The 9040-nt window shown below is 28.7% G+C and carries 11 protein-coding genes and 1 pseudogene; 10 read left to right on the top strand and 2 right to left on the bottom strand.

The window, feature by feature from the left end; translation table 11 throughout:
* Positions 1-157 precede the first annotated feature (157 nt).
* A complete protein-coding gene (locus tag BR66_RS0102250; RefSeq protein WP_035795188.1) occupies positions 158-991 on the top strand; it encodes a polysaccharide deacetylase family protein in 834 nt (277 codons plus the stop codon).
* 147 nt (positions 992-1138) lie between these two features.
* Here the strand turns inward: BR66_RS0102250 and BR66_RS0102260 are convergent, their stop codons facing one another.
* Positions 1139-1924, bottom strand: coding sequence for a COG4705 family protein (locus BR66_RS0102260; RefSeq protein ID WP_026881439.1), 786 nt, complete (start codon positions 1922-1924; stop codon positions 1139-1141).
* 397 nt (positions 1925-2321) lie between these two features.
* On the opposite strand from BR66_RS0102260, the gene BR66_RS22950 reads away from it, so the two are divergent.
* The 3 genes from BR66_RS22950 (at position 2322) to BR66_RS0102275 (ending at position 3921) form a co-directional block, all read left to right on the top strand.
* A complete protein-coding gene (locus tag BR66_RS22950; RefSeq protein ID WP_051624061.1) occupies positions 2322-2624 on the top strand; it encodes a FlxA-like family protein in 303 nt (100 codons plus the stop codon).
* Positions 2625-2790: 166 nt separating this feature from the next.
* The gene (locus tag BR66_RS25555) at positions 2791-2937 is read left to right on the top strand and encodes a hypothetical protein (protein WP_156946217.1); all 147 of its coding nucleotides are present in this window, start codon (positions 2791-2793) and stop codon (positions 2935-2937) included.
* A 168-nt stretch (positions 2938-3105) separates the two neighbouring features.
* A complete protein-coding gene (locus BR66_RS0102275; protein WP_026881440.1) occupies positions 3106-3921 on the top strand; it encodes an undecaprenyl-diphosphate phosphatase in 816 nt (271 codons plus the stop codon).
* A 320-nt stretch (positions 3922-4241) separates the two neighbouring features.
* Here the strand turns inward: BR66_RS0102275 and BR66_RS26340 are convergent.
* Positions 4242-4460 (bottom strand): annotated as a pseudogene (locus BR66_RS26340) (rod shape-determining protein); the annotation flags it as partial.
* A gap of 304 nt (positions 4461-4764) precedes the next feature.
* On the opposite strand from BR66_RS26340, the gene BR66_RS0102285 reads away from it, so the two are divergent.
* The 6 genes from BR66_RS0102285 to BR66_RS0102310 all read left to right on the top strand — a co-directional run bounded on the left by BR66_RS0102285 (position 4765) and on the right by BR66_RS0102310 (position 8903).
* Positions 4765-5421 (top strand): DedA family protein, encoded by a 657-nt coding sequence (locus BR66_RS0102285; protein WP_026881442.1) that lies wholly within the window; start codon positions 4765-4767, stop codon positions 5419-5421.
* Positions 5422-5483: 62 nt separating this feature from the next.
* Complete coding sequence (locus BR66_RS0102290; RefSeq protein WP_026881443.1) at positions 5484-6374, top strand: glycerophosphodiester phosphodiesterase family protein; 891 nt, start codon at positions 5484-5486, stop codon at positions 6372-6374.
* Positions 6375-6448: 74 nt separating this feature from the next.
* On the top strand, positions 6449-7135 hold the full coding sequence (locus BR66_RS0102295) for a polysaccharide deacetylase family protein (protein WP_026881444.1): 687 nt from the start codon (positions 6449-6451) through the stop codon (positions 7133-7135).
* Between the two features lie 30 nt (positions 7136-7165).
* Positions 7166-7693 carry a phosphatase PAP2 family protein gene (locus tag BR66_RS0102300; protein WP_035795192.1) on the top strand — a complete coding sequence of 176 codons (528 nt, stop codon included), beginning with the start codon at positions 7166-7168 and terminating at the stop codon, positions 7691-7693.
* Positions 7694-8039: 346 nt separating this feature from the next.
* Positions 8040-8240, top strand: coding sequence for a hypothetical protein (locus BR66_RS0102305; protein ID WP_026881446.1), 201 nt, complete (start codon positions 8040-8042; stop codon positions 8238-8240).
* Positions 8241-8273: 33 nt separating this feature from the next.
* Entirely contained in the window at positions 8274-8903 is a 630-nt protein-coding gene (locus BR66_RS0102310) for an ABC transporter ATP-binding protein (RefSeq protein WP_026881447.1), read from the top strand.
* Positions 8904-9040: the final 137 nt, after the last annotated feature.

A 9040-nucleotide genomic window follows, 5' to 3' on the forward strand; every position in this document is an offset into this window, starting at 1 on the left:
AGAGCTGCGAAGGTGATTTTCACCCAGAATAAAAATAATGGATGAATTTGAAAAAATGAGGTATAATTATGCCGTGTAAACTCCATTTTGGATATGTGTATACACAACAACACAAGGTTGCAAAAATCATCTAAATTTTAAGTAAGGAGCTATATTTATGCTGAAAATAAACAGACAACAAAAACGCAAAAAAAAGATAACGATAATAGTAGTACTATTATTATTAATTTGTACAGGTACCGCAATTACTTTATTATGTAAAGCAAATAATAAAAAGCAAGCTGTAAAAACATTTAAACCTAAACATAGTAATACTTCTAGAATGAATAACCGTGAAAGTATTATACCTAGAAGTACTAGTGAAAATCAGTCAGGAGGACAGTACACGCCTTGGACAGCTAAGAGAACCGACGGTACAAAAATTGCTTATTTAACTTTTGATGATGGTCCGTCTGTTAACACTGAAAAAATATTAAAGATATTAAATCAAAATAGTATAAAAGCAAGTTTCTTTCTAATAGGTAAAAATGCTGAAAATTATAGTAATTTAGTAAGAGAAGAATTTGCTGATGGAGAAGTGGTGGGAAATCATACTTATAGTCATCAGTTAAACTATAAAGAAGGACCTTCAATTTTTGTGAATGATATAAATAAATGTGAAGAAGTTTTAAAGTCTATATTAGGTCAAAATTATAACTTAAAACTTGTTAGATTTCCAGGAGGTTCTTTCGGGCCTAAATTAGTCCCTTTTAGAGATGCAGTTACTAAATCAGGGTATAGATTTATTGATTGGAATGATGAAATAGGTGATGCAGATGGATATAATTTGCCTGTTACAACTTTATTAAATAATCTAAAAAAATATACTACACAAAATACTGTTGTAATTTTAATGCATGATGCTGGTGCAAAAACAACAACGGTACAAGCTCTCCCTCAAATAATTCAATACTTAAAATCAAAAGGATATGGCTTTGATACTTTACAGTAGGAATGTCACAAATATTTGCTATAAAAACAACAACAAAGGTATAGTCAAGTTAATCTAGCTATACCTGAAAACAATGATTCATGTACATCAGTACTTAATCTATACATATCACCAAATGGACATTGAAATGGTTCATTGTGTCCATGATTATTCATTTTTAACGGTCTTAACATCCTTACGGGTGACCGCCATGTAGCCCACAAGCCCCAAAATTATAATTGTTAAACTCAAGGTTACCCACCCAGTTCCAAGTCCAAGACCACCACGACTATGAGAAACACCCATCCAGTCTGCAAATGATGCGCCTAGGGGCCGTGTAATTATGTATGCGAACCAGTATGCGAAAATCTCATTCATACCAAACATAAAATATGCCACAGCTGGGATAGCAATCAAGATAGTAAACATCACACCAGAAAAGAAATAACCCAAGTGCATGGTTGTAGCCGTCATATCTCCTGCAGCAGTACCAAGTGAGAAAGTGGCTAATACCGCTAACCAGTAAAAAATCTCGCGATGGCAAGTATAGATGCTGTGTATAGAAAGAGTCTTCTCACTAGCATACCAGGCTAAGAAGATAATTGCCAGAGCTACCACAAAGAATATGGTGCTGACAATGTAAGGTATTCCAAACCCAACGTGCAAAACATCTGCAACCATTGTGCCAAAAATACTTACCATGACCACGTTTAACCAGTAGAGCCATGCCACATATCGTCGTACTGAGAACTGTAGTATTAGCGAGGTTACTAGACCAATTCCTGCCAGGGCTACTGCAATTATCGGATTTATCTGGTGGGCTAAATAGTCAGATGCCACTTCACCCATTCCAGTTGTCAATACTTTTATAATCCAGAAGTAAAACGTAATTTCTGGAACCTTATTAAGCATACGTTGTACATGATGCATGTTGTCAGATAAAGGTTTATTCATTTTCTAATTTTTTCCTCCCCGAAGTTTCATTTTTCATTAGTTCATCCTATTACCTGAATGTTATAATTTTATGCTAAAGTTAATAACAAACTGTAAATAAGTTATATTTAGTAGCTTTGATGAAAGCATGTTTATTATATGTCAAACAAATGTTAAGCACAAGTAGTGTTATTACTTAACAATTTTCCTTGAAATATTTAATTATTAGTTTTGCTAAGTTCTCAAAGTGAAAGATGTGTTTGTATAAGTGTTAATAAAGAAAACAATGTATTTAATCTGTATTTAATGTAATTTTAATCTTGTTAAACTAAATTAAGATAGACTAAGGTGCAAAACATAGGATTATTTCCATAATGATGCATAATGTCAAAATATTATAGAATGAGGGGGAAATAATATGAATATTTCATCAATATCAAATTTAGCTAAAACAGCAGTTATGAGTAGTAAAAGCACTGGTAGTGATAAAAGTAGTAGTGCAAGTACCAGTAATGCCACTGCTACATTAGACAATCAGAAGGCATCTCTTCAGAAACAATTACAACAAGCTAATTCTAGTGGTGGAGATGCAAAAACTAGGCAAGCTAAAATCAATAAAATACAAAACCAACTACAAACAGTTGTAACTGAAATAACACAAAAGCAATCTAGTAGCAGTTCATCAAGTTCATCACCAAATATAGTTGACGTTAAGGCTTGAAAAAAGTAAATATTGAGAATGATTTCAAAGAAAATAGCGGATAAAAATAAAATGTATCATATAAAGTTGAATGGTAAATATAAAATTATTTTACTAATCTAGCATTAATTAAAATGTTATATAGGGGGATGAGAAAATAATTAATCCTATAAATAATGGGCATACTATGCAAAACATGCAGAAAATAGCTCAACAAAATACTGTAAATAGTAAAGCCACTGAAGAAGCTAATGAGAGTTCTAGTGAAAAAATAGCCGAGACGAAACAAAGTGGTACTACACCATCAACACATATAATTGATTCACTTGCTTAGAAACATACCTATATAAAAAATACATTTTATTTATACACAAATTAAAACTAAGAACTTAAATTTTATATTATTATAATTATTTAAGCTCTTGGTTTTTAAACTAACTTACATATAGGATGTAATAAGACATTATTAAAGCTATAAATTAATTAGGAAGGTGAAATATTAATGACAATTCTACAAACTGTAATATTAGCAATTGTGCAAGGAATAACAGAATTATTTCCAATTAGTAGTGCAGGACATTCTGTGCTTACTCCATATGTTTTTAGGTGGAATCTTAATCCTGTGTTTTTGAAGGAAAAGTTTCTTCCATTAGTAGTTATGATGCATTTAGGTACGTCTATAGCACTTTTTATTTTCTTTTGGAAAGACTGGAAAGGTATAATAAAATCTATTTTTACTAGTAGAGATTCCAAAAAGTTATTATTTCTAATTATAGTTGGAACAATTCCGGCAGCAATAATAGGTTTTGTTTTTGAAGCAAAATTCACAGTATTATTTGGTAGTGCTTTAGTAGCATCAATATTTTTAATATTAAATGGTGTTCTATTATTTGTAGGAGAAAGTGCTGCTTCAAAAGGGAAAAAAGACATAGAAGATTTAAGTTACAGACAAGCTACTGTAATAGGATTGTTTCAGTCTTTAGCACTTATTCCGGGATTTTCAAGATCTGGAGCTAGTATTACAGCTGGTTTTTGGATGGGACTAAAACATGAAGAGTCAGCACGTTTTTCAATGCTTCTAGCTACACCTATTATAGCAGGTGCATCAATACTTGAAATCCCCAAATTATTCAAACCAGCTAATCGACCATTGCTACAAATAGGTATTATAGGTGGAATTGCAGCAGGTATATGTGCACTTATAAGTGTTAATATATTGATGCGATGGTTTAACAAAAAGGAAATTAATGCTATGCGTCCATTTTCTTATTACTGCTGGATAGTTGGAGGATTAATTTTAATTTCACATTTTATTTAAAACTTTGTCAATTAAACAGAACTGGAGGGAGCTGTATATTAGATCCCTTCAGTTCTATTGTTTTAGATTGTTTTCTTTTCGGCATGTTGTCTATATGTAGAATACACAACAATTAAGGCAAAGCTTAAAACAGCACTTGAGGTGTTTATTAATAAGTTACTGAATGAAAATTTAATACCCGTAACATAATCTACGGTTGCATCAAGGAAGGCAAGTAAAAAAGTAATGAGAATAACGAAGATTGCTCTTTGAATAAAATCCATATCGTATGCTGCAGAATATAATATTGAGCTAAAAATAAAATATATTAAAAAGGTAAGAATACCTCTTAATAGTGCTCCACCGCCTGCAAGCATAATTCCATTTTCCATAATATCTGAAGCCAGCTCTGGTGGTGTTTTTTTAAGTGTGAATTTTATAGCATAAATTATTAAAGAGACAGGTTCCTTTAAGGCTTCACTAATTTTACACGCACTAATTTCAACATTTTTTGGCAATCCTGACATCAGCTTTCTTCCCTTAATTTCCATGGTTTCATCAATATAAAATATACACTATCTTATGTGCACTTATATTAAATAAAAAGAAGATTAAAATTGGTTTAAAAAAATTAAACTATATTTTAATATTGGGTTGAATTTATTTTAAATATTAAAAGCAAGAAAATTTATGCAATTTAATATTTTTTATTTTAATGTTTGTTTATAACAAGATTATAATGTGATTTTAATTTTAGCATTATATTGTATTTATTAGTGTAAAATATAAATTTTAATTTAATTTTAATCTATTTTGAAGATAATAAATAAACAAACAAAATTGTATGAATAGAGGTAAGAAAAGATGAGTAATTTAATTAACTTATTATTACACTTTGATAAATATTTAAATGTAATGATTCAAAATTATGGTATATGGACATATTTTATAATATTTTTAATTATATTTTGTGAAACTGGATTGGTTGTTATACCATTTTTACCAGGAGATTCAATTTTATTTGCAACAGGAGCATTAGCGTCAAGAGGATCATTGTCCATAGCGGTATTGTTTATAGTATTCTATTTAGCAGCTGTAATTGGAGATACAGTTAACTATCATATTGGACAGAAGTTTGGGAGTAAAATTTTAAATAAAGAACATGTTAAATATATTAATAAAGATTATCTAAAAAAAGCACATATGTTCTATCTAAAGCACGGTTCAATGACTATAGCAATAGGAAGATTTATTCCTATTATAAGGACTTTTGTACCTTTTGTTGCTGGAATAGGTGAAATGCCATATTCAAAGTTTATAATTTACAATATGCTAGGTGGATTTTTATGGGTCATATTATTTCTAGGTGGTGGCTATTTATTTGGAAGCTTACCTTTTATAAAATATCATTTTTCATATATAATGATTGCAATTATATTAATTTCATTAATTCCAGGAATTATTATGGTTGTCAAAGATAAAAAAAATGCAAATAATATTGATGACAGTAATATTATTTAATAAAATAATTTACTAATATATTTAGATTTAATTTATTTACTTACAAAGGCGAAGGAGTGTTTATGAAAAATTTCAAAATTTCTATAGCAATAGTACTAATCTTAATAGACTTTTTATGTATGTTATATATGGATCATATAGATGATAATAAAATATATATTTCAAAAATAAAAAGCAAAATTAATACTGTTAGTGTTAGTAATACTAAATATATAAATGATATTAAATTAGATAAAATAAAGGTTATAGCACATAGGGGCATATATCTTAATGAACCTGAAAATTCCATGGATGGAATTAATGATTCTATGATTCATAGAGTTGATTATGCCGAAATTGACGTTCAACAAACCAATGATGGGGTAGTAGTTTTGATGCATGATAAAAGTTTGAAAAGGCTAACAGGATTGAATAAAATGGTTAATCAGTTAGATTACAATGAAGTTGAAAAACTAAATATAGGCTCGTATTATTCTTTTAAGTATAGATCAGAGAAAATACCAACTTTAAACCAAGTAATAAAGAAATGTAATGGTAAAATTAAACTTATTATTGAAATCAAACCCTATGGTGATACGAAGACTTTAACTGAAAATGTTGTTAATATTATAGAAAAGAATAAGTTTCAAAATCAATGTATGATTCATTCTTTAAGTTACAATATTCTATTATATGTGAAAAGATTAAATCCTAACATTACGACAGGTTATATAATTCATAATCCTATAAATAATTTAACTGGATTAAATGTAAATTTTTATAGTGTTCAAGAAAATGCAGTAACAAGAAATTTAGTAATGCAAATTCATAAATCTAACAAGAAAATATACGTGTGGACAGTAGATAATAAAGTTTATATGAATGACATGTTAAAACTAAACGTGGATGGAATAATAACAGACAGACCAAGTATTCTAATGAATAATAAAAAAGCATATATTAAAAAAATATAATTTGAATTATTTATAACAAAGGTAAAAATTCTATTAAATAGGTCAAGAAAACATTGATAGAAAGACGGGGGAAAATGAAATTATTTATTTTTTGTGTAGTAATAATCTATGCAGTAGTACCAAACTTGTATTATAGAAAAATTTCAAAGAAAATAATAAAAAAAGTTTCATCAAAAGAAAAAATAATTGCACTTACTTTTGATGATGGACCTGATCCAAGATATACGCTAAAGCTTCTTGATGTACTAAAACAAAACAATGTAAGATGTACATTTTTCGTTTTAGCAGAGAAGGCGGGAAGATATCCAGATATAATTAAACGTATTGAAAATGAGGGTCATTATATTGAGCTTCATTCTTTAAAACACACCAATGATATTTTTAAACTTCCTAATAAAACAGAAGAAGACTTGTCAAAATCATTAAAAATCATGAAAAACCTTGGTATAAAAGTTGAATTTTTTAGACCTACTTGGGGAATATTCAATCCGGTAACATTCCATTGTGCTAAAATAAATCATTTGAAAATTGTGTTATGGTCAATACATGCTATGGATTGGAGTAGATGGGTAACTGCAGACTATATTAAGAATAAACTTATTAAAGATGTTAAACCTGGAGATATAATATTATTACATGATGGACGAGGTGCTAAAGAATCTCCCTTAAAAACAGTTAAAGCATTGAAATCTGTTTTACCTGCATTAAAGAGAGATGGTTATAGATTTGTTATGATTAATGAAATATATTCAAATAATTAAATCCAATATAAATTGAAGAGAGGTAGGCATATGCAAATAAATGTTTTAAAAAAAGCCAATGAAATTGATGATTATGTATTATTAACCATTAAAAAACATATACAAAATAGATATTTAGATATGCTAATGCTTAGAATAACAAGTCTAGGAAATTTAGGTGCTGTTTGGGTTCTAATAGCTATGGGTTTATTATTAGACAAAACAGATAGGATGATTGGAAGTATAGTTTTAATTACATTAGTTATAAGTACAATTGTGGGAGAAGGAGTAGTGAAGCATTTAGTTAGACGTATAAGACCATGTAACGAAAGAGAGGAATTTAAACTTTTAATTGCAAAGCCCACATCATATTCATTTCCATCAGGTCATACTTTATCATCTTTTGCAGTAGCAAAGGTTTTATCCGTATATTTTACGGAATACAGATTCATTTTTATAGGTATAGCGTTAATGATAGCTTTATCAAGAATGTATTTATATGTTCATTATCCAACAGATGTTATAGCAGGAATTATACTTGGACTATTATGTGCAAATTTTGTTCTTATAGTTATATAAGGCATCTGAAAAGAATATTTTTAGAAATTTGTAGTTGTATACAGTAAATAGGGTAATGGTAGTACTTTGATTACATCTATACTATATTATCCATGATTATGCGAATCGTAATAAAACACCCACATATAAAAACAAGCTATAATATGATATTAAATATAAAACAATTTGCGTAGATTTAGAAAATGACAAAATAAATTGTGTGAAAAGTGCTTCATAAAGCATAGAATTTAAAACTGGTAAATTATATAATTTACCAGTTAAAACAAATAAAGATATATATAGTATGAAATAATAAGGAATTTCAATATGTTGATATGTATAAACAAAATGCGAGGGGATTAAAAAAATGAGAATAGTTAACGAATATATTAAAGGTGGAAATAAAGCTTCTATAACAGAAAATATACATTTAGGCAAAATAATTTATATAGCAATAACGGCATCATCAAGTAAAATATTTAAAAGCTTAAAGGGTGCTGAAAAATACATGATTAGGTTTGAATATAAAAAAATTATTATGTCACCTAAGTATAATAGTATTAAATGATTACAAATATTAATGATGAAGGAAGGCACTACAATGAATGAACTATTGTTTCAAGCAACTAATCTTATTTATAAATCCAACTTAACTTATAATGACATAAAAATTGAGCATGGAAAAATTAATTTTATTGTGGGGGAGAGTGGCTGTGGAAAAAGCACTTTTTTAAAGCTTCTCAACCAGTCTATAAATCCAATTTCTGGAGAACTGTTATATAAAGGCAAATCAGTAAGCTCCTATGACCCTATTGATTTAAGGCGTGAAGTAAGTTTAGTGTCCCAAGAGGTTTTTCTTTTTGATGAAAGCATAACTGATAATTTTAAAACTTTTTATGCCCTAAGACAAAAGACTATGCCTGATGAAGAATATATTGCGAGCATTACCAATCTTTGCTGCGTAAATGTTCCACTTGACCAAAATGCATCTACGCTATCGGGTGGGGAACGTCAAAGAGTTTATATAGCCATTTTTCTATCATTATGTCCAAAAGTTATATTGCTTGATGAGCCAACTTCTGCATTAGATGAAAAAAACAGCCATAAAATAATGATAAATATAAAAAACTTCTGCTTTAAAAAGAATATTGATATTGTAATTGTAAGTCACAATAAAGCTATACTTGAAGAATTCTGTGAAAATAAAATTGAAATAATTAAGGAGGATTAAAGATGGAGGGAGCAGTACAATTGGGTATTTTCCAATTTTCACTTATATATTTACTCCTAATTATAGTTCTCGTGATTATGAAAAGAGCTAAGGTTAATCAATCAAAACTTCTTTTAGTTGCAAGTTTAAGAATGTCA

Origin of the sequence: Clostridium akagii DSM 12554 (assembly GCF_000686725.1) — a bacterium.
In the GTDB taxonomy this organism is placed as follows: domain Bacteria; phylum Bacillota; class Clostridia; order Clostridiales; family Clostridiaceae; genus Clostridium_I; species Clostridium_I akagii.

Excerpts from the sequence above, each read along its gene's own strand:
- BR66_RS0102250 (WP_035795188.1), top strand. The coding sequence starts at position 158 with ATGCTGAAAATAAACAGACAACAAAAACGCAAAAAAAAGATAACGATA.
- BR66_RS0102260 (WP_026881439.1), bottom strand. The coding sequence starts at position 1,924 with ATGAATAAACCTTTATCTGACAACATGCATCATGTACAACGTATGCTT.
- BR66_RS22950 (WP_051624061.1), top strand. The coding sequence starts at position 2,322 with ATGAATATTTCATCAATATCAAATTTAGCTAAAACAGCAGTTATGAGT.
- BR66_RS25555 (WP_156946217.1), top strand. The coding sequence starts at position 2,791 with ATGCAAAACATGCAGAAAATAGCTCAACAAAATACTGTAAATAGTAAA.
- BR66_RS0102275 (WP_026881440.1), top strand. The coding sequence starts at position 3,106 with ATGACAATTCTACAAACTGTAATATTAGCAATTGTGCAAGGAATAACA.
- BR66_RS0102285 (WP_026881442.1), top strand. The coding sequence starts at position 4,765 with ATGAGTAATTTAATTAACTTATTATTACACTTTGATAAATATTTAAAT.
- BR66_RS0102290 (WP_026881443.1), top strand. The coding sequence starts at position 5,484 with ATGAAAAATTTCAAAATTTCTATAGCAATAGTACTAATCTTAATAGAC.
- BR66_RS0102295 (WP_026881444.1), top strand. The coding sequence starts at position 6,449 with ATGAAATTATTTATTTTTTGTGTAGTAATAATCTATGCAGTAGTACCA.
- BR66_RS0102300 (WP_035795192.1), top strand. The coding sequence starts at position 7,166 with ATGCAAATAAATGTTTTAAAAAAAGCCAATGAAATTGATGATTATGTA.
- BR66_RS0102305 (WP_026881446.1), top strand. The coding sequence starts at position 8,040 with ATGAGAATAGTTAACGAATATATTAAAGGTGGAAATAAAGCTTCTATA.
- BR66_RS0102310 (WP_026881447.1), top strand. The coding sequence starts at position 8,274 with ATGAATGAACTATTGTTTCAAGCAACTAATCTTATTTATAAATCCAAC.